Source organism: Pedobacter sp. N23S346, assembly GCF_048515415.1.
GTDB lineage: Bacteria > Bacteroidota > Bacteroidia > Sphingobacteriales > Sphingobacteriaceae > Pedobacter.
Genome location: NZ_JBLYEE010000002.1, coordinates 29,693 through 50,129, shown reverse-complemented (window position 1 = coordinate 50,129; position 20,437 = coordinate 29,693). Strand labels below are relative to the sequence as shown.

Annotated in this window: 20 protein-coding genes and 1 tRNA gene; 10 read left to right on the top strand and 11 right to left on the bottom strand. The window is 39.3% G+C overall.

Annotated features, from left to right (window positions below; translation table 11 throughout):
* Positions 1 to 56: 56 nt before the first annotated feature.
* Both ACN1CD_RS04205 and ACN1CD_RS04200 read right to left on the bottom strand, forming a co-directional pair.
* Complete coding sequence (locus tag ACN1CD_RS04205; protein ID WP_419129011.1) at positions 57 to 1,604, bottom strand: MGH1-like glycoside hydrolase domain-containing protein; 1,548 nt, start codon at positions 1,602 to 1,604, stop codon at positions 57 to 59.
* Complete coding sequence (locus ACN1CD_RS04200; protein WP_419129010.1) at positions 1,601 to 4,339, bottom strand: hypothetical protein; 2,739 nt, start codon at positions 4,337 to 4,339, stop codon at positions 1,601 to 1,603. The genes ACN1CD_RS04205 and ACN1CD_RS04200 overlap by 4 nt, the downstream gene beginning before the upstream one ends.
* A 381-nt stretch (positions 4,340 to 4,720) precedes the next feature.
* On the opposite strand from ACN1CD_RS04200, the gene ACN1CD_RS04195 reads away from it, so the two are divergent.
* From ACN1CD_RS04195 to ACN1CD_RS04175, 5 genes are all read left to right on the top strand, one after another.
* Positions 4,721 to 5,485 carry an SDR family NAD(P)-dependent oxidoreductase gene (locus ACN1CD_RS04195; protein ID WP_419129009.1) on the top strand — a complete coding sequence of 255 codons (765 nt, stop codon included), beginning with the start codon at positions 4,721 to 4,723 and terminating at the stop codon, positions 5,483 to 5,485.
* Between the two features lie 33 nt (positions 5,486 to 5,518).
* Positions 5,519 to 6,373, top strand: coding sequence for a fumarylacetoacetate hydrolase family protein (locus ACN1CD_RS04190; RefSeq protein WP_419129008.1), 855 nt, complete (start codon positions 5,519 to 5,521; stop codon positions 6,371 to 6,373).
* 1 nt (position 6,374) lies between these two features.
* Positions 6,375 to 6,704 (top strand): L-rhamnose mutarotase, encoded by a 330-nt coding sequence (locus ACN1CD_RS04185; RefSeq protein ID WP_419129007.1) that lies wholly within the window; start codon positions 6,375 to 6,377, stop codon positions 6,702 to 6,704.
* A 26-nt stretch (positions 6,705 to 6,730) separates the two neighbouring features.
* The gene (locus ACN1CD_RS04180) at positions 6,731 to 7,552 is read left to right on the top strand and encodes an amidohydrolase family protein (protein WP_419129006.1); all 822 of its coding nucleotides are present in this window, start codon (positions 6,731 to 6,733) and stop codon (positions 7,550 to 7,552) included.
* A gap of 321 nt (positions 7,553 to 7,873) precedes the next feature.
* Positions 7,874 to 9,043 (top strand): alpha-hydroxy acid oxidase, encoded by a 1,170-nt coding sequence (locus tag ACN1CD_RS04175; RefSeq protein WP_419129005.1) that lies wholly within the window; start codon positions 7,874 to 7,876, stop codon positions 9,041 to 9,043.
* A 232-nt stretch (positions 9,044 to 9,275) separates the two neighbouring features.
* Here ACN1CD_RS04175 and ACN1CD_RS04170 read toward each other — a convergent pair whose 3' ends face one another.
* Positions 9,276 to 10,427 (bottom strand): aldose epimerase family protein, encoded by a 1,152-nt coding sequence (locus tag ACN1CD_RS04170; protein ID WP_419129004.1) that lies wholly within the window; start codon positions 10,425 to 10,427, stop codon positions 9,276 to 9,278.
* Between the two features lie 130 nt (positions 10,428 to 10,557).
* On the opposite strand from ACN1CD_RS04170, the gene ACN1CD_RS04165 reads away from it, so the two are divergent.
* The 4 genes from ACN1CD_RS04165 (at position 10,558) to ACN1CD_RS04150 (ending at position 13,731) form a co-directional block, all read left to right on the top strand.
* Entirely contained in the window at positions 10,558 to 11,247 is a 690-nt protein-coding gene (locus ACN1CD_RS04165; protein ID WP_419129003.1) for an HAD family hydrolase, read from the top strand.
* A complete protein-coding gene (locus tag ACN1CD_RS04160) occupies positions 11,231 to 11,929 on the top strand; it encodes an NUDIX hydrolase (RefSeq protein WP_419129002.1) in 699 nt (232 codons plus the stop codon). Before ACN1CD_RS04165 ends, ACN1CD_RS04160 begins: the two co-directional genes overlap by 17 nt.
* A gap of 155 nt (positions 11,930 to 12,084) precedes the next feature.
* Positions 12,085 to 12,157: transfer RNA gene (locus ACN1CD_RS04155), tRNA-Lys, on the top strand.
* A 248-nt stretch (positions 12,158 to 12,405) separates the two neighbouring features.
* Positions 12,406 to 13,731 (top strand): site-specific integrase, encoded by a 1,326-nt coding sequence (locus tag ACN1CD_RS04150; RefSeq protein ID WP_419129001.1) that lies wholly within the window; start codon positions 12,406 to 12,408, stop codon positions 13,729 to 13,731.
* Between the two features lie 240 nt (positions 13,732 to 13,971).
* On the opposite strand, the gene ACN1CD_RS04145 is transcribed toward ACN1CD_RS04150, so the two are convergent.
* From ACN1CD_RS04145 to ACN1CD_RS04130, 4 genes are all read right to left on the bottom strand, one after another.
* Positions 13,972 to 14,364 (bottom strand): type II toxin-antitoxin system VapC family toxin, encoded by a 393-nt coding sequence (locus tag ACN1CD_RS04145; RefSeq protein WP_121284641.1) that lies wholly within the window; start codon positions 14,362 to 14,364, stop codon positions 13,972 to 13,974.
* The gene (locus ACN1CD_RS04140) at positions 14,351 to 14,581 is read right to left on the bottom strand and encodes a hypothetical protein (protein WP_419128999.1); all 231 of its coding nucleotides are present in this window, start codon (positions 14,579 to 14,581) and stop codon (positions 14,351 to 14,353) included. The genes ACN1CD_RS04145 and ACN1CD_RS04140 overlap by 14 nt, the downstream gene beginning before the upstream one ends.
* Positions 14,582 to 14,776: 195 nt before the next feature.
* The gene (locus ACN1CD_RS04135) at positions 14,777 to 15,958 is read right to left on the bottom strand and encodes a hypothetical protein (RefSeq protein WP_419128998.1); all 1,182 of its coding nucleotides are present in this window, start codon (positions 15,956 to 15,958) and stop codon (positions 14,777 to 14,779) included.
* A gap of 13 nt (positions 15,959 to 15,971) precedes the next feature.
* Entirely contained in the window at positions 15,972 to 16,871 is a 900-nt protein-coding gene (locus ACN1CD_RS04130) for a HEPN domain-containing protein (protein ID WP_419128997.1), read from the bottom strand.
* A gap of 129 nt (positions 16,872 to 17,000) precedes the next feature.
* Here ACN1CD_RS04130 and ACN1CD_RS04125 point away from each other — a divergent pair, with 129 nt between their 5' ends.
* Complete coding sequence (locus ACN1CD_RS04125; protein ID WP_419128995.1) at positions 17,001 to 17,399, top strand: helix-turn-helix domain-containing protein; 399 nt, start codon at positions 17,001 to 17,003, stop codon at positions 17,397 to 17,399.
* 100 nt (positions 17,400 to 17,499) lie between these two features.
* Here ACN1CD_RS04125 and ACN1CD_RS04120 read toward each other — a convergent pair whose 3' ends face one another.
* The 4 genes from ACN1CD_RS04120 to ACN1CD_RS04105 form a co-directional block, all read right to left on the bottom strand.
* A complete protein-coding gene (locus tag ACN1CD_RS04120; RefSeq protein WP_419128994.1) occupies positions 17,500 to 17,973 on the bottom strand; it encodes a DinB family protein in 474 nt (157 codons plus the stop codon).
* A 450-nt stretch (positions 17,974 to 18,423) separates the two neighbouring features.
* Positions 18,424 to 19,032, bottom strand: coding sequence for a hypothetical protein (locus ACN1CD_RS04115; RefSeq protein ID WP_419128993.1), 609 nt, complete (start codon positions 19,030 to 19,032; stop codon positions 18,424 to 18,426).
* A 34-nt stretch (positions 19,033 to 19,066) separates the two neighbouring features.
* On the bottom strand, positions 19,067 to 20,050 hold the full coding sequence (locus tag ACN1CD_RS04110) for a relaxase/mobilization nuclease domain-containing protein (protein WP_419128991.1): 984 nt from the start codon (positions 20,048 to 20,050) through the stop codon (positions 19,067 to 19,069).
* Entirely contained in the window at positions 20,040 to 20,417 is a 378-nt protein-coding gene (locus ACN1CD_RS04105; RefSeq protein ID WP_419128990.1) for a plasmid mobilization protein, read from the bottom strand. Before ACN1CD_RS04105 ends, ACN1CD_RS04110 begins: the two co-directional genes overlap by 11 nt.
* Positions 20,418 to 20,437: the final 20 nt, after the last annotated feature.

Below are 20,437 nucleotides of genomic sequence, written 5' to 3'. Positions count from 1 at the left end.
AAGATTTAATTAAATGGTTAGTGAGCCACCAACGATGGATGCAGTTTTAAATATCCTTATTTCATCAAAACCTCAATATGCTTCAAATTTTTTGATTGATAAATCTGCTTACCATTCACGAACACTAAAAAGCCTTTCCCTTTTTTATATTTCTCACCTGATTTATCCCAGATCAATGTAACCAATTGATCATGATAAGTGACATTATCCAGTTTAAACCATTTCCATTTGTTCTTGGGAATTAATGGAAAAACCTCCAACACATTATCTTGACGAGGTTTGATTCCAATCAGATCATTAATAATTAAATCGCAAAAAGTGGAGTGGTTATAGAAACTACTTCTTGGATTATCACCTTTCAACCACTCACCTGTTTTCTCATCCTGGTACTCCCCAATATAAGGTCTACCATTCTTCACATGAGAAGCGGCGTATTGATGCAATTCCTGATAAAAAACATCGGCATTCATTTTACCATGTTTTTTATAATTGGTAAGCAAGTTAGCAAGTCCTTTCAAAGTCTGGGAGCTGGCGAAGGGCCAAAGTGCGCCATCCCATTCACAACTGTGACCGGAGCCTCGGGTTCTAAAAGTTGGATCTCTCCTTTCAGCAGTGGTTAAACCCCAGGGCGCTTTGAAACCAGCGGTATCCAATAACTGATCCCAGGCTTTTGCATAAGTAGATTGATCATCTGGTAAGTTGAAATCCCAGGGTGTAAAACCGATGGCCTCTCTAACATTAGCCAAGCCACCTTTCGCCTTTCTGGTTTCGAAAAACATTGATTTTGCATTCCATAAACTATCCTGAACCAGTTTTTTTAGCACATTCGCTTTTGCCTGGTATTTATCTGCAAGCGACTGATCGCCAAGCAAAACAGCCATTTTATTCAACGCTACTGCATTACCATACATGTAACTGTTAATGGTTGGGCGTTGATTCTGATCTTTTCTGGACCCACTAATGGATTCTTCCATTCCATCTTTTACATCATTTTGCCAAAATAATCCATTTTTTCTTTGTCGCTCGGTTTCCCATTTGGTAAAATCGGCATCCAGGGCTGGGAGAATTTCTTTCAAAAATCCCTGATCAGGTTTTACCAAAAAATTCTGATAAACAGCATCATCTATCCAGCTGCTAAATTGGTGAAAGCGCTGTTTGCTCTGACCCACATCAGCTTTGTAAAGCCAGAATTTAATGTAATCCTTTAAATAGCTATTGTCTTTAAACCAGCGACCTTCGTAAATATGATGCCCCAAAGCACAGCTGATGGAGTTATATTTGCCTGCATGTTTTACAGGCTCTATAAATTCGGTAAAAATAAATCCCTCTGGACTCTTTACCAGGTGTTTCCGGAACGTCCATAAACGGTAGTAATAATTCTGTTCTAAAACAGGATCCGGACATTCGAATAAGGGGGCCTGCTCTGCCAGAAACTCGAAGGCCTGTGCATTCGGAATATAATTTTTAACTGCTTCTGAATCTACTGAATTGAAATATTCAACATATTTTTTCAATTGATCCGTATTTGCCTTTTGCTGTGCAAAACCAGTAATTGTTGCAATAGATAAGCCAATTGCAGCAATTAAATTTCTCTTTTTCATCATTCGAATAACCAATCTATATCCTTTCCTCTGCCATCTAAACCTGCATTAAATATTCTTAATTCCTGCTGATCATCAATAAAACCTAACACCAAGCACTCCCCTTTTCCTAAGTTTAACATATGCGTTCCTGCCGGAAAAGAGTAGGCATGAATGTTTGCAGGTGCATAACCATTTAGCACTAATGCATTAGAAATTTTAATTTCCGACTGACCATAATTATTCGCGCTTGCATCAGTTTCCAATTGCGGCGGCGCCAGGAATTTAGGGTCTTTCTGATTAAAAAATGCTACCAAAAGCTTCACTGGCGATTTTGTATTAAATTTAATTTCTGTTCCAACATTAACCTGATTTCCCTTCGATAACTTGATTCCTTTCAAACCCACCAATTGTGCTGCAACTTCTTTAATCACCACAGCCGTATCAGAAAAAACGGCTACATTTTTATCAATGATGTAATTTTCAGTCTGATTTAAAACATTTACTTCTACAGGTTGATACGGAATGATTTTCGCCACAGGGTTACCTTTAACAGACTTCAACGAGTCGATACTTTTTTGGAAATGATTCAGTTCTTTTGTAAAAACCGGCAACATTTCTTTCCAGTGGATAAATGTTTTATCTACCCCACGCATTGGGATTTTTCGTTGCTTGGTTTGCATACTGTTGGCATACAAATAGTTTCGTTCTGTAAGCTTAACCAATTCGGCATAATGAGCTACACTTTTCTGTAAAAACGGAAGTGCTTTTTCTAGATCGGTAACATCGTTGGAGTATTTATACCTCAACACCCAAAGCGCCGACTTAACCTTTTCCGCATAAAAATTGGCCATTGCATCGTAGCAATACATATCATTTTTTAAACGGGCAAATTCGGCCGTATCTTTAGTAATCGAAGGTGCTGCTTCATTGATTGAAACCAAAGCTTTTTTTCCATGCTCCACTACTTCCTTCGCCACCTGAACAGGCGTTTCACCAATATGACCTTGTTTTTTCCATTCTTTTTCAGCGTATTCAATGATCATTTCACCTTCCGGTGCCTCAGATTCGTACATCAGGGTGAATAAACCGTAGCGGAAAGGGTTAATTAATTGTGTCATCAACATGCCTAGAGTTAGCGTTTGCCTGTTCCCATCGGTAATGCCATATCTTCGCAACAGCTTCGGCGAAATCTCCCCCGATTCTTCGTAGGCATTTAAAATCGCTTTACCTCCCGCCAGGTTCGAACCATATTTCTTCGCCAATTCTGATCCCCAATAATTAACTTCCTGCGAACGATCTCTTTCTGACTTCCAGGCATACCTCGCCCATTCCTTGTACCAGATCCAGTCGCGATCAACTTCCAGAATTCTACCTTTTACCTCATCAGCAGCATAAGGCCAATCCCAGTAACTGTGTTGCGGGTATAAATGCAATCCTTTGGCACCATAAATTTTATTCATCGCCAGAACCGATTTCTGGATAAAATCAGCAGAACCGTATCTGAAAGGTTCCAGGTTGGCTAAAATGTGTACATTAGAAATATTAACCGTTCCAATGGCGGCCAGTTTTCTATTCAATTCTGCCCAGGCGCCACGCGGCCCATATGTAGTTAAAGCTTCGCCATTAAACTTATTTTCAGTGTAAAGATTGTTGTATAAAGGCAATGCTGCTTTCATCACGGCAGGTGCATCCGTATCGTGTGCCCGCAGTACAATTGGTGGTTCACCTTGAATGTTGGCCGCTTTTAATCCATCCTTTACACCGGGGATAATGGTTTTGGTAAACCAGTCTATATCATCCTGACCAACACCTTCCATCGCCTCGCCAAGCGCTACCATCAAACCTACATTCGGGTATTTTTCTACGAAAGCAGCGATCGATTTTCTGGTATAATCAGCAATCAACGGCACGATTGGTCGATTCCGGTCTTGCGTTTTTAAACCGTGTTTATCTGCAAAAGGCTTCGGAATGATGATATTATAAAACATCTGAATCACCCAGATGCCACGTTTATCTGCTTCGTGAGTCAGGAATTGAAAGATCTCCTCGTTTTTTTTCAACGTTGCCTCATCAACTTCTACGGCATATGGATAATCCTTCAGCCTAATTAATGAAGAGAACGGATGACCATTCCACAGGTAAAGAGAATTGTAACGGTTTTCCACCATCATATCTAAATACTTAATCCACAAAGCTTTATCGTATAGCCAGGGAAAAGTTTCAGGGGTATATGGATATTCGTAAACATCATGACCGGGAAGATAATCAGGTTTTTGTAACCCGATACAGGTACCACGCAACACCATTTCCGGGTGATCGGTAAGTCCAATTTGTGTTGGTATTTTTTGCTGCGTTTTGATCTGATCAATCAGTTCCAGGCATCCATATAAAGCGCCTGATGCATCAGCACCTAAAATATAAATTGCATTGTCTTTGCCTTCGGTGATGGAAAATCCTTCTTTCCCGGCAGCAATGGCTTTATCTTTTGATGATTTTGGCAATTGCGCATATACTTTATCGCTTGCCAATCCAACCACGATAGCGTTCTTAACTCCTGATAATTTCTGCTGATTCTGAATTCTAACCTTGTAGCCTATTTTTGTTAGCGCTTCAGAAAGTCGTTCGGCACCGAACTTAATCCTTTCATTGCTATTTGAAGAAATGATAATTGATTTTTGTTTTTGTGCATGAACGGAAACTATCGACGAGATCCAAAACAATAGGGTACAAAAAAACGGGAATAGAAATTTTCTCATTCAAACTGATGCTAACACCATAAGCCTTTCGCAAGGTTCACAGTGGATATTTGGTTAAAATATTTATTTAAATATAAAAATATTATTCAAATATAAGTAATATAGCATTTGGGTTATGTAAAATTTCCGCAAGGTAAACCCTCTTAAATACTCAAAACGGAAGGATGATCATATTTATAAAGATTTAGATCAGAAGATAAAATGTTTAATCAACATTATTTATTTTATTTGTATTTATAATCTAATCAATATTATTTAAAGGCGGTTAATGTTCTACAACCATTTATCAGACAGTCGAAAAATGAACCTTATATTAACATTGTCATTATTTTTAATTTCTATATTTCGGTTATCGAATCAATCATTATTTAAACTATAAACATGTTTTCATTAACGAATAAAAGAGCAGTAGTAACTGGCGGAGGAAGTGGCATTGGCAAAGCGATCGCAACTATTTTGGCCAAGCAAGGTGCTGAAGTTCATATTTTGGAACTCGGCATTGAGCAAGCTGAATCTACACTTACCGAAATCAATAACAATGGCGGAAAGGCTTTTAGTTACGCCTGTGATGTTGCTGATCATCAAAATGTTAAGGAAGTATTTAATCAGATTGGTGCAATCAATATTTTGGTTAACAATGCGGGTATTGCGCATATTGGTAAAGCCGATACAACCGAGGAATCTGATTTCGACCGCGTGATGAAAGTAAATGTGAAAGGAGTTTACAATTGTTTATACGCCGCAATTCCACAACTTCGGGCAGCTGGTGGTGGCGTCATCATTAACATGGCCTCTATCGCTTCGTTAATTGGTCTGCCAGATCGTTTTGCTTACAGTACGGCGAAAGGTGCGGTAAAGGCAATGACCATGAGCGTGGCCAAAGATTACATCAGTGAAAACATCAGGTGTAACTCCATTTCGCCTGCCCGGGTACACACGCCATTTGTAGATGGCTTTTTGCAGAAAAACTATCCGGATAATATAGATGAAATGTTTGAGAAGTTATCTAAAACACAGCCCATCGGCAGAATGGCCAGGCCAGAAGAAGTTGGCGCTTTAGCTTTATATTTATGCAGCGATGAAGCTTCGTTTATTACCGGCTGCGATTACCCTATTGATGGTGGTTTTACCACCTTGAACAACTAACATAATTTAAAATACATTTATAAGTAAATTAAGATGAAATTAATCAGATTCGGCGAGCCGGGAGCAGAAAAACCAGGTGTAATAATCAATGAGAATTATTTCGATGTTTCGGCATTGGTGAGCGACTACAACGAGGAATTTTTTGGTGGCGATGGTTTAGAAAAACTAAAGAGAGACATCAACTCAGCAGATTTACCACAGGTTGATCAAGGTGTTCGCTTAGGTCCTGCCTTAGCCCGTCCGTCTAAAATAGTTTGCGTGGGTTTAAATTATAAAGACCATGCAGCAGAAACCAATGCAGCCATCCCAACTGAGCCGATTCTATTTTTCAAAGCGACTTCAGCCATCGTTGGTCCAAATGATGACCTGGTTATCCCTAAAAACAGTAAAAAAACCGATTGGGAAGTAGAATTGGCGATCGTTATCGGTAAAAAAGCCAGTTATGTTTCAGAAGAGGATGCCTTAAATCACATAGCGGGTTATGCATTGCATAATGATTATAGTGAACGCGAATTCCAGATTGAGCGCAACGGACAATGGGTGAAGGGGAAAAGTTGCGATACCTTTGCACCAATTGGCCCCTTTATTGCTACGCCAGATGAAATTGAAGATGTACACAATCTTCGCCTGTGGTTAACTGTAAATGGAAAAACATTGCAGGATGGTAATACATCCAACTTTATCTTTAATGTGCCTTTTATGGTTTCGTATATCAGTCAATTTATGACTCTCTTACCTGGAGATGTAATCTCTACAGGTACACCCGCTGGTGTTGGATTGGGGCAAAAACCAGAACCCTGGTATTTAAAGGCAGGTGATGTAGTAGAATTAGGTATTGATAGCTTGGGAACCAGCAAACAAACTGCTAAAGCTTACAATGGAGAATAACATGAGGCGATACTGTTTCACACTCGATTTAATCGATGATGATAAACTGATTAGCGAATATAAGCAGTATCACTTAGCCATCTGGCCGGAAATTAAAGAAAGCATCCAATCTGCTGACGTTGATGATCTGGAAATTTACCTATTGGGCAATCGGCTGTTTATGATCATGGAAGTGAATGACGACTTTTCTTTCGAGCAGAAATCTGCGGCTGATTTGGCAAACCCTAAAGTGCAGGAATGGGAAGCCCTGATGTGGAAATACCAGCAGGCACTACCTCAGGCAAAACCTGGTGAAAAATGGATTTTAATGGATCAGATATTTAAATTATAAAACCTCAACAATTATAACGCTCAATTATGATAGACACCCACGTTCACTTTTGGAATTTTAATCCGGTTAGGGATAACTGGATTACGGAAGAGATGAGTATAATCCGCCACGATTTTACACCAAAAAATCTTACCCGTATATTCAATGATCTTCAGATTTCTGGATGTATTGCCGTTCAGGCCAATCAATCAGAAAAAGAAAATGATTTCTTGCTTACCCTGGCCGATCAAAATGAACTCATCAAAGGAATTGTGGGCTGGATAGATCTTAAAAGCCCTGAACTCAGCAACAGGCTTTCTTATTGGAATAACTTCAAAAAGATAAAAGGCTGGCGACATGTGCTTCAGGCGGAAAGCGCCGATTTTATTCTCGATCCGGCTTTCATTGCCGGTATTAAGCAACTTAAAAAGTTCAGTTATACTTACGATTTGTTGTGTTACCACAATCAATTAGGGAGCATCATTAAAATGGTTGATCAGGTTCCAGATCAGCCATTTGTTTTAGATCATTGTGGCAAGCCCGATGTTAAAAGTCAGGATTTAAAAACCTGGGTGCAAAACATCAAACTGCTGGCAGAAAACCCAAATGTATCATGTAAAGTATCTGGTTTATTGACTGAAGCTGACTGGAAAAACTGGAAAGAGATTGAGCTTTTTAATTGTTTCGATGTGGTTTTTGAAAACTTCGGTGTGGAACGGGTGATGTATGGCAGCGATTGGCCAGTGGTGTTGGTGAGCAGGCCTTATCAGGATTGGTTCCATCTGGTGAGTAAATACGCAGAAAGATTTAGCGCCACAGAAAGGAAACTAATTTTTACCGATAATGCCAGGACTTTTTATAAGCTCTAGGGAATTTGAATATATTTTCGATTGTCCGTCATTGCGAAATCAATTTTTCATTGATTGAAGCAATCTCATTTGTGATTTCATTAATAAAGGGCAATTTCTTCTTAAACCCCGCCATGACATCCACTACATTCATTGTAATTTTTATGAATGATTTATGTAAAACATCATATAAAACCCATTACGCAAACTGGAGAATAATCAACTACATCTAAAATAAAATCATAAATCCTGGAATAGCAGATAGAACAGGATGGAAAATATAATATAAAAGATTAGTTTTCGCTTTTTAAAAGTGGCATCTGACCAAGACAATATATAAATATGAGTAAAAAGATTACATTCCCTTACAATTCTCAATACCCTTCTGTAGCCGATCTGAGAAGAAAAGCAAAGACAAGAATCCCTAAATTCGCCTTTGACTACCTGGAAGGTGGTTGTAATGAGGGGCTTAATTTAGCACGAAACGAAAACGACTTCGATAATATTTACCTTAAACCTAATTATTTAAGAGTTGGTGGAGATATCGATATGTCTGTTGAACTATTTGGACGCAAATACAGCGCTCCTTTTGGCGTATCGCCGATAGGTTTACAGGGTTTGATGTGGCCGAATGCGCCAGAAATTTTGGCAAAAGCTGCAGCCAAACATGATATACCTTATACCTTAAGTACGGTATCTACAAGTAGCATCGAGCGGATTGCAGAAGTATCGGAAGGGAAAGCCTGGTTTCAATTGTATCATCCTACAGAAAATAGTTTAAGGGATGATATCTTAAACCGCTTAAAAGCAGTGGAGTGCCCGGTTTTGGTGGTCTTGGTGGATGTACCTGCATTTGGTTTAAGATATAAAGAAATCAAGAGCGGTTTGTCTATCCCACCTAAAACGTCAATCAATAATGTATTGCAGGCATTTGCACGTCCTTTATGGGGAATTAAAACCCTGCAACATGGCATTCCATCTTTTGCTACCTTAAAACCTTACATGGAAAAAGGTTTAGATATGTCGCAATTGGGGCAATTTATGAACAGAACATTTACGGGCAAGGTTGATATTGAAAAAGTTGCAGCTATCCGCGATTTGTGGAAAGGTCCGTTAGTACTTAAAGGGATTGCTACAGATGAAGATATGCAGGCAGCGATTCAAATTGGTGCTGATGGTGTAATTGTTTCTAACCACGGCGGAAGACAAATCGATGCTGGCGAATCATCAATCAATTCGCTAATAAAATTGGCAAACAATCCTTTGTATAAATCGAAGATAAAGATCATGATGGACGGAGGAATCCGTTCAGGTGTAGATTTAGCGAGAGCACATGCTGTTGGCTCAGAATTTAACTTTATGGGCCGACCTTTTATGTATGGTGTTGGCGCTTTGGGTAACGAAGGAGGGGAACATACGATTAATATGTTTAAAACCCATTTATACCAGATTATGCAACAATTAACCATTGAGAAAATCACTCAGTTTCCGGAGCGATTGTTGAACCCATAAATGCTTAAAAGAGAATTGCATTAGCATTGTTCAAAAAGAGGCTAACAATTGGTTGGTAAGCCACTAACCATGGAATGGAAATTTTAAAATAGCATGATTCAAAAAAGCAAGACTATCGAAGTCTTGCTTTTTTGTTATGAAGTAAAATTATTTCGTTTTAACATTTAACCATTCGTTGGTGAGCCACCGACCAAGGTATGGTATGGGACTTAATATTCCTTAATGATTTAATTTACTTAGAAAACTTATAAGTTGTGCTGGTTTTATAAGTTTCACCTGGTTTAAGTACCGTCGATGCAAAATTAGCATGGTTTGGTGCATCTGGAAAATGTTGTGTTTCCAGGCAAATTGCTGAACGGAATGGATATGATTTTCCACCTTTACCATCTTTATCAGCGCCAGTTAAAAAGTTTCCACTGTAAAATTGCAAACCAGGTTCTGAAGTATATAATTCCATTTTAATACCTGTAAGAGTGCTTTTCACCGTTGCAACAGGTGTTTTATCGTCGTGTTTGTTCAATGCAAAATTATGGTCGTATCCTTTACCAAATTTCAATTGCTCGTTGGTTTCTTCAATAGATTTACCAATGGTTTTTGCTTTATTAAAATCGAAAGCAGTACCCGCTACCGGCAATAACTTTCCAGTGGGGATCAAGGTAGAATCCACGGGAGTTATCGCGTCAGCGGCAATGGTTAATTCATGATCCAAAATAGATTTGTTTCCTTCTCCATTCAAATTGAAATAAGCATGATTGGTTAAGTTCACAACCGTGGTTTTATCCGTTGTGGCTATATAATCAATCTGTAAAGCGTTATCATCCGTTAGGGTATATACCACCTTCACACCAAGCTTGCCAGGATAACCAGCCTCACCATCTTTAGAAACATAGCTTAATTCGAGTTTTTTCCCATCCACTTGTTTAGCATCCCAAACTTTAGCGTAGAAACCATCAGTTCCGCCATGCAGGGTATTTGGTCCATCATTTAATTGCAACTGGTAATCTTTTCCTTCTAATTTAAATTTACCCTTGCCTATTCTATTTCCATATCTTCCGATTAGGGCGCCAAAAAACGGTTCGCCTTTTTTACGGTAAGCACCAATGCTATCGTAACCTAAAACTACATCAGTTAATTGATCATCTTTATTTGGAACCAGAAGTGAAACAATTCTCCCACCATAATTGGTAATCGTTACGGTAGCCCCATTCGAATTTTTCAAGGTATAAAGTGTAACGGCTTTGCCATCAATAGTGGTATTGTATTTTAAAGAATCGGTTTGCGTAGTGGCTTCTGTGCCTTTATCTGCCTTCGGATTGCAAGAGTACAGCGAAACGGCTAAACATAATGTTGCTAATGGTATTGCATTAAGCATTATTTTTTTCATAAAGATTTATTTTGGTTAGGGCTAAATTAAGAAAATATATTATCGTTGCCATGACGATTATAATTATAATTGTAAGAATATTGATGTATGGCCTGATGCATCATCAAAAAACTCATAATTTAGCGCCAATATGCATAATCTTAATTTCAAACCTAAGGCATTTCTATTCGATTTAAATGGTACCATGATTAATGATATGGAATACCATACCCTGGCCTGGCGTTCGATCATGAATGACAATTTAGGTGCAAACCTTGATTATGAAACTGTTAAGAAAGAGATGTATGGCAAAAATCATGAAGTTTTAGCCCGGGTTTTTGGCGAAGATAGGTTTAGCGAGGAAGAAGTTAAAAAACTTTCCTTCGATAAAGAGAAACGTTACCAGGAAGGTTATTTTCCGCATCTGGCTTTAATTAATGGCCTAGCTACATTTTTAGACCGTGCCAAAGAAAGCAACATCAAAATGGCCATTGGCTCTGCAGCCATTCCTTTTAACATCGACTTTGTGGTGGATGGATTAAAAATCCGCCATTACCTCGAAGCCATCGTGAGTGCAGATGATGTGGAAATCAGCAAGCCAGACCCGGAAACATTTCTGAAAGCCGCAGCGGCAATCCAGGTAAAGCCAGAAGATTGCCTTGTTTTTGAAGACGCGCCGAAAGGTGTAGAATCGGCCTTGAATGCAGGCATGAAATGTGTGGTGCTCACCACTACCCACGGTGCCGAAGAATTTGAAGATTATCCCAATATTCTTTGCTTTATTAATGATTACAATGATATTAAATTAAATACGCTCTTTAAAAATGGCAAAATATATTAATCAAAAACCAGTTCTTGTTGCAGTAGATTGCATCATCTTTGGCTACGATGGCGACCAGCTCAAACTCTTGGTGATTAAAAGAGCCATAGAACCTGTTAAAGACCAATGGAGTTTAATGGGTGGTTTTATTGGCGAAGCGGAAGATTTAGATGGCGCCGCTAAACGGATTTTACTCGAGCTTACTGGCTTACATGATGTTTACCTGGAGCAACTGCATGCGTATGGCCGGCCAGATCGTGACCCGATTGAACGTACTGTTTCTGTGGTTTACTTTGCCTTGATCGACATTAATAAATATAATACGCAAATTAATGATCAGTTCCATGCTGAATGGTTTAAAATTAAAGAGGTACCAGAGTTAATCTTCGATCATGATATAATGGTACAGGCTGCGATGGATAAAATTAGATATCAGGCAGCCCTCCACCCTATTTTATTCGAACTGCTGCCTAAAAAATTCACCATTCCCCAGTTACAGGCTTTATACGAACAGGTGTATGATGCACCAATCGACAATAGAAATTTCATCAGGAAGATCACTGCCAGTGGTTTGTTAATTAAACAAACTGAAAAAGATAAATCCAATTCGAGGCGTGGTGCGTTTTATTTCAAACTGGATAAAAACAAGCATAAGGCCCAATTTCAATCTTTTTTAAACTTTATTCCGAAGGCTGTAAAATAATCTTTTAAGGTGATTTGTAAAGATAGAAAATTAGAAATCAGACAATTGGCTTAACATTTAATTAACACAAAAACCAGCACCATAATTATTTTAAAAAAAGATTTGCATGGTTAATTATAATCTCTATATTTGCACCTCCTTAAACAAAGGGAAATGATTCCGTAGCTCAGCTGGTAGAGCATTACACTTTTAATGTAGTGGTCCTGGGTTCGAATCCCAGCGGGATCACAAGAAACAATATCAAAGAGAACTAAAACCCTGCAAATCAAATGATTGCAGGGTTTTTGCTTTTACGGGTTATGCCAAAATACGCACGAAATCGCATATAAAATGTGCGTCATTCGGAGCGTCGTTCTTTATAATATCAAACTCCCCTAATTCGTATTAAATCATTGATATTCAACTAGTTTAATAGATGAACATCTTGTGTGAATGAAACTGCAAAGCTATTTTTGTTTAACCTTAATGTTATCGTTATGAAAACTAATTTTAGCGTGCTTTTCTTTTTGAAAAGGCCAAAGAACTACACAAAAGGGGCTGTTTACTTTATCTTTTTAAGAATTACGGTGGACGGGATTCGTGCGGAAATGTCAACAAGCAGAAATTGCGAGCCGGAGCGGTGGAATGCAAAAGCCGGAAAAGTCATCGGCACAAAGGAAGAAGTTAAAACTTTGAATGCCTATCTGGAAAATATGAAAGCGGAAGTTTATGCAGCCCATAGCCAGCTAAGCGTGGACGGAGCCGAAATAACTGCTGATAGTGTTAAATGCAAATTCTTAGGCAAAGAAGAAAAAGCGCACACTATACTAGAAGCCATTAAAACCCACAATGAAAAAATGAAGGCATTGGTGGAGAAAGAAGAATATGCGACTGGAACGCTTAGAAGATTTGAGGTACTGGAAAGGCATGTGGAAGATTATATTGCAGCCAAATACAACAGAACCGATTTCAATGTAAAACGCATAGATCATGAGTTTATCGATGGTTTCGACTTCTACCTTCATACAGTGAAGGAAAACGACACCAACACCGCAAATAAGCATATTAAAAATCTCAAAAAGATCGTAAGCATCTGCCGGAAGTATAAATGGATTAGTACCGACCCTTTCTTTGGGCATACGCTTAAATCAAAACCTGTCCACAGGGAATTTTTAACCGCAGATGAATTGCATAAGATCACCGAAAAACAGTTTACTACCACAAGGTTATCGCAGGTACGTGACTTTTTCCTGTTCAGTTGTTATACCGGACTTTCTTATGCAGATGTTCAAAAACTTAAACTAGCCGATGTAAGTATTGGGGTTGACGGCGAACGTTGGATATTTACCTACAGAAAAAAAACAGATACAAGGGTGGCAATACCTTTGCTGCCAATAGCGGCAAGCATTCTGGATAAGTACAAAGATCACCCTTATTGCCTTCATAACAACAAGGCTCTACCAATTTCAAGCAATCAAAAGATGAACGAATATCTGGTTGAAATTGCGGCACTTTCAGGCGTTAATAAAACATTAGGAAACCGGATAGCCAAACGGACTTTTGGCACCACCGTAACTTTATTGAACGGTGTACCTATCGAAAGCGTATCTAAAATGCTTGGGCACACCAATATCCGTACTACACAATTATATGCCAAAGTATTGGATACCAAAGTAAGTGAAGATATGGCGCCACTTATGGGGAAATTTGTTGCTCAACATACCAAAGCTAATGAAGTTACAGAATCGAAAATAGGCGCTGACATTGCCTTGATCCGGGAAAAATACACTGTAGTAACACCAGAAATGGAAGAAGCGTCGTAATAAAAGCCAATAGCACTTTTCATCTATTGACCACGTATTGTTATTGCAATGCGTGGTTTTTATCCCACTGCAAAGGGTGCCGATCATATACCACACGACCAATGTACTATGGCAGGAAACCAAGGTAAACAACTCCGTAAATGCCCAGAGCGAGAACAGCGGGTTGGCTTACGTGTGATGGGGTTTCGCAGGCCGCACCGTGCGGGGGGTGCTGATTAATAAGCAAATATATGGCAAGGATTACCAGCTCTTTAAATTTAGGTTGTCTATTTCCTTAAAGTGCTTGTCCTTGGTGTGTAACTTTAGGTCAAATTGCTTTGATACTGCGGCTATCCACATGTCATTCTCCGGTATTGGCTTACCTTTTTGCAACAAGGCAGTTTTGATTAAGGCATAGTGATTTGCTGTTTCATCATCAGCAATAAGAACATTACACCTTTCTAGAAAAGAGTTGATCTGTTTAATGTGCTTTTTTGGGTTAGCTGATCTGTAAGCACCCAGATATAGTTCTCCTAGTACAGCAAAAGGAATGTTTATTTCCTCCTCTAGGGTTTCAAGAAACTCTGTAATTGTTGGATTGCCTTTAAATAACTCAATAACGATATTGGTGTCTAATAGATTACTTCCAGTCATCTGGGTGGATTGTTTCACAAGATTCTGCAATTATACGTTCCATTTCTTCCGCCTCGTCCTTAGACCAGATTCCAGAAAAATCTTTTAAGCTTGGCGTTTTCTTAACTGTTCTATTATTGGTATTCTTTAATAGCTTCTCCAAAGCAGATAAAGTAGCTTCACTCTTTACTTTGAGCATTTCTTCTATCAAATGTAATTTACGTGTTTCTATGTGCATGGATATGATATTGAGTGTTAACACAAAAATAAAGAATTATTTCTACAATAACCATACCCCTAAATCCTATGAATATGAGCAAATGATTTCGAGTTTTTATTTTTTTCGTGATCTTTATTTATCAATAAAGTTATATCCCATCCTTAATCGATCTACAAAATCTTTAAAATCACCATCATAATGTTTCTTCAGTACCTATAGTTGAAATTGGCTTTTTTGGAAAAAAACAAGAAGCTCACTATCGATAACCGAATTTAACAGCGCATATCTTCTCGGATTGTAAGACAGCATCGCAAAAAAAGCCGTGTTATAATAATATTGTATCTGATGGATTTTTCCGGCAATCCGCAACCGGAGTTCGAGTTTATAGTAATCGCCCATATCTTTCCATAGAAAACAAATTTCCGGCGTTTCACTGCTAAAGCTACAAGGAATCATGGATGATCTTCTTGGTTTGCCCTTTACATTACGCATTCCATATGTATAATTGTAGTGTGTGTACAATCTTCCTGAAAGTAAAGGAAGCACCTTTTGCCATAACTCAAAAAGCTTATTGAAATTATATTGGTTCTGTTCCCGTTTTTCAGCAAGCTTACTAACATCATCTTTATATGCTGGGCTTGCTACTAAGGCGAGCTTCCTCATGTCGAAGCAAATCTCAACGAGTTTTTGCTGCTCATCCGTAAGATCGATTTCCGGCAGGTGAATTTCATTAAGCACATATGTTGTAAAGCTTCTTAAATCGGTTTTGGCCTTGTTCAAAATCCCTGTATAGGGAACCAAAAAGGGATAATGGTTAGTTCGATACCATTCATTATTAGAATCGGCCAGGCAGAAACCTAATATCACATGCGTTTCTTTAGGTGGTTGTTCCTGAATGCAGGGAACTGCTTTTCTTAACGGAACAGGATTTTGCGATATTACAGGAAGTTGTTTTTTCGGTTTATAGAATCCTTTATATCTTACTTTTGAAGACACATGTAAATTATCTTTCGACTTGTTAATCATCAGGTACTTAGATTCCCCTGTTTTCTGATCAAAGAAATCCGGCCAATAATAGTCTTCGAAATCATATTCAGTGTCATAGTACATTAATTGGGCAAGCGAAAAATAAGCGTATCGGCTCAAATAGTTTTCATGGGTATCAACGCTGCAACTTATTAATAGTTCGGAGGCGGTAACCTTAATGTAAACAAGTTCTTCAGGCTCTTTGTCCAGAATTACACCTATTACAAGCAGTTCATTGCTGAAAGATATTTTTCTGATTTTAATGGGGAAATAACCTCTTTTGGGTTTTCTGATTTCGGAATATTGGTTCAGTGTATTTTCTGTAAGTATTCTTGTATTTGGCGTAAAGGGCAAATGAAAGAAGTTCATTGATGCAATAGTTTTATCCGGCATAATCCACCTCACTTTCTTTTTTTAATTGTATGTAGGATTCCGCCACTTTTGCAAGGGATTTTATCTTGTCACCGCACATAATCTCGGTAAGCTTTAAAAAGGTTGAAACACGGGTGAAAATTTGCTCTGCATCGGCTTGTTCAACCTTAAAGTCATCCTTGTAACGTGCAGCGGAATAACTTTTTACCATGATATCAAAGAGCCTTTTGTCCTCTTCACTGCCCGATAAGAATAACCTTGATGGTGCCGGAGAAAAGCTATCGCACAACCGAAGCTGCCTATATAGGTTGTGTATATCAGAGCGGTAAGCCAGATGAACCCTTATCAAAACAATACAGCATTGTTCTACTACCTGATGAGCCATAAATGCACTTAGATTGTAATGTTGTTTGGTCAGGCATTCTTTTGCACTTGCCAAAAAACCTATTGCCAACGGAAAGCGGTGGTTGTAATGTTTTTGGGCTTTTACCGCTCCCTGTGTAGGTATCAAACTTATAGCCTGAAAGGGTTGTACCATACCATCCCGACTATAGAGAATCTGACCCTCATTATAAATGGTGATGAAGAACCTGTTATTGGCCTTTATTGCCTCTGCAATGGTTTCTTGCCCATGAGCCAATATGGTGATCTTTCCGAAAGGATAATGATTGTTAGCAAAGTCTTGCACCTCGTGTTCAATTCTGGTAACGCTTTCGGTCACCATCAACAAAAAATAATGATAGTTATCTGTATTGCGGTTCTCTATAAAGCACCCGTTATTGACTTTAAAATCGATGTTTTTTCCAAAGCTATAGATTTGCTCGGGCTTGAATTTTTGAACCAGCTCTTTGATAAAGCCGGAAAATTTTTCTTTCTGGAACTGACCAGATTGCGAGAATTGTGTTTCCATAATCGTTACATTTTTGATTTCTGAGATCAAAAATGCGGTACGGCAATGCCGTAACCTACCAATTAAAGTGGTACCTTACCATCATTTATTGGTTCTCTACTACCTAAAAAAATAATTATATTTGGCTCTATGGAAACACCTACTAAATCTAGCAACATGCACATCGGCAGAAAAATTAGTCGTATTCGTGAAATCAGAGGGATAAAGCAAGATTATCTTGCCATTGAACTTGGCGTAAGCCAGCAAACGATTTCTAAAATTGAGCAAAGCGAAGAGGTAGAAGATTCAACTTTGGAAAAAATTGCAAAGATACTTGGCGTAACTGTATCGGGAATCAAAAATTTCAGTGAAGAAGGCATCGTCAATTTCTTTAATACGTTTAACGATAGTAGCACAAGTACATTCAATAATCATTGTACTTTCAACCCTCTTGATAAATTAATGGAAGTAGTTGAGGAAAATAAAAGTCTTTATGAGCGATTGCTAACAAGCGAGCGTGAAAAAAATGAGCTTTTAAAAAATAAGTAATTCAACTATTACGCTTTGTCGTTTATACGTATATTGTACTAATTTTGTTCGCTACCTTTTAGCCAGCTGTTTTTCAGATTGGTTGGTTAATCGATATACTTCATTTTTTGATTAACAACTTTAAATAAGTAAAAATCATCCCACTATGCTCCGCTTCGTGATAATTAGCGGCTTTTAGTGCATCGACATGATTTTTTACTTGAAATCCGATGGGTAACTCAAATGGTGTATAGTTGGCGAACAATCCGGATTTCAAATCTGATTCAAGGTGGTTCACCGTGTCTATCAATAAATGTTTCACCTCGTTAGCATCTGGAGTAACTTTCCATGAACGTGGGGACGATCCAATCTTGAAGGACTCTTCGAATTCGTTAGATATGTACATTGGTAATCCACTACGCATGTACATATGCCGCTGTTGAGAAGTGATACAATGACCAATTTGCCAAATTATATTATTGTTAAAACCTTCTGGAATTTCAAATAATATTTCATAATTACTTTTTTCAATCAATTGCAATAGCCGGGTTCTGCTAGCTCTTAAAATTTCACATTCGAAACGTTCATTAATCATTTGAGTTGGTTTAAGTCCTTAGCAACGTAAGAAGCATACTGCTTTCTAAAGTAACCTTTTCACGTTAAAGTTCGAAATTTATATCTCTGTTAATACAGAAATCATATTTGATTTCATCGTTGTATGCCTTGACTTTGATCTATACCTTTCTTTTTCTTCTTACGTTTTGAAAGTTCCATCACATTCGCTTGTGGCGCAATATAAACAGGTTCCATTGGAGAAAAAGAAAGCTATTAGTGAACTGATCCCGACCCATGAAGGGATATTAAAATCGCTTGGGAAAGATGACCTGCTTAAATTATTTGGATAATTATCCGGTTCTACCATCAAAAAAGGAAAGGGTTTGATATGATCACCCCCTCTGATTTGCCATTCATTATTTGTTGAGTGGCAAATTATTTCATATCGTCACCTAGATTGCATTTAGTCGCACCTCTTATCTAAACAAACTCAATCTTTCTTTTTCAGCGAATGCAGCCGCTTCTTGGCCCGCTTCGCCTCTTCAGCCGTTTCTCTGGCGACTTCTTCCGCATAGGCTTTTTCCAACGCTTCGGTTTCCAGCTTGATTGTGTTCTCTTCCATTACCTTGGGATTACGGCTGTAGGTGGTATCCGCCCAATGTCCCCATCTTGGAGCTATCTGCCTGATAGCACGAAATTTGATATCATTGGCCGCAAGATGGTTATTTTCGTGGTTCAGGTACAAAGCTGTTCCTGTAGATAAGGCCGTAACTAGGACACAGGCCGCTACACCAATGATTAGGTTTTTTGACCAAGCCCCGAAATGGTGGTGGTGGTCGTTTTTTACGGTGATCACCTTGGGAATAGTGCCTACGAGGTCTTTGACCTGATCGATCTGCTGGCTGATCTTCTGATCGTCATAACGTTCGTTAGACTTTTCTATCTGGCCAGAGATGTTTGCTAAAGTCTCCTTATACTGCTGCAAAAATGTCTTTAGAAATTCCGGCAGTTCGCTTTCGATGACTTCCATTCGCTTAACTAAGCCCAGAATGAGTTCCTCGGCCATTGTTACTTTTTCTTCTAATTCGTCATGTTCCATAACATTGAATTTTAGTGGTGAACAGTTTGTTTATTTATCTGGTTACTCCCTGGGATTGCTCTGCCTGGTGTTTCTTTCGTTTCCTTCGGGCTATTTCTGCATCACCAACCGGGTCTGATGCCGATGGCACAAACTCCGGCCTAAGCAGGATATTCAGCAGGTTTTCAACTACGTTAACCACGCTCGGGCTATGCCCATGTTCGGCATGAATGTCCTGCCGGATGGCCTCCCGTAACTGCTGCGCCAATGCAGGCTGATGCGCCTCCCTTGCGGCATGATAAGCATGTACATGCTGGTTGCGGTTCAGCTGTAAATCCATACGGGAAAAGCTTAAACTCCTATCAATAGCGGAGCCCTTCATTTTCAGCCCGCCCTTTTCAAAAGAGATGCCCTGCACTTCTTTGGTACCGCTTTTGAACTTATAGGCGATACCGATACCCCGTACGGTCAGCTTAGCTTCCAACTCTTTCCAGTTCTTGGACGTTTTCATAGCCGCCTTGATGGCATCATACAGTTCATACCTGATCTTTTCCTTGCCGTTTAAAGCCTGCCTGTTGACCTGCTCTTTGCCCTTGCCCCAATGGTAACCGTATTTCAGGGTAAGCTCCCTGCAGGCTTTGATATTGCGTGCGTAACTATTCTTATCGGTGATCGTAGCCCCCTTGTTATCGACCCGGTTATAGACCACGTGCAAATGTGGGTGCAGTCTATCATGGTGACGTACCACCACGTATTGTGTATCCCGGATACCCATCTTATGCATATACTCTTTGGCATGTTCCAGCATGATCTCATCTGTCAGTTTGGGCAGGTCTTCCTTGCTCCAACTTAAGACCAGATGACCCACCGCCTTGCCCAGTTCCGGCCTCATTTTGCGTTGCAGGTTAAAATCATTGGTTAACGTGGTGGCGTTCTGCATCCTTACACCCTCGGCAAAAAGGATCTTCGCTTCGGGCTTATCCACGATGTAGCGGACACAGCCCCCGAAGCTTCTTCCTGTGATCGGTTTACCGATCATGGCTATTGATTTTGGTTAACAGTTCTTCTATTTGCCTGATCAGTGCCTGGCATTTTAAAGCCAGCGTAGGCAACCCCTCCACGTGGGCGAGGTGGGTCAACTGGTTGAGGTTATTGGCCATCCCCGATAGCATCCTGAACCATCCGCTTTCCTCTTGGGTAAAGCGGGGAAAAACCCTTGCACTCTTTGCCGCCCTGCGGAACCATTCACTAGGTTTCAGCCCCGCATTTTTTGCCCGTTGCCCGATCAGTTGTTTTTCCGTCGGGGTTAACCGGATCATCAGCAGGTCACTACGGCTGATTGTTTTTTTTGGTCTGCCGGGTACCCTTTTTTTCTTTATTTCACTACCAGTTGTCGCTGTTTTCATGCGCTGTGTTCCTTTCCAAA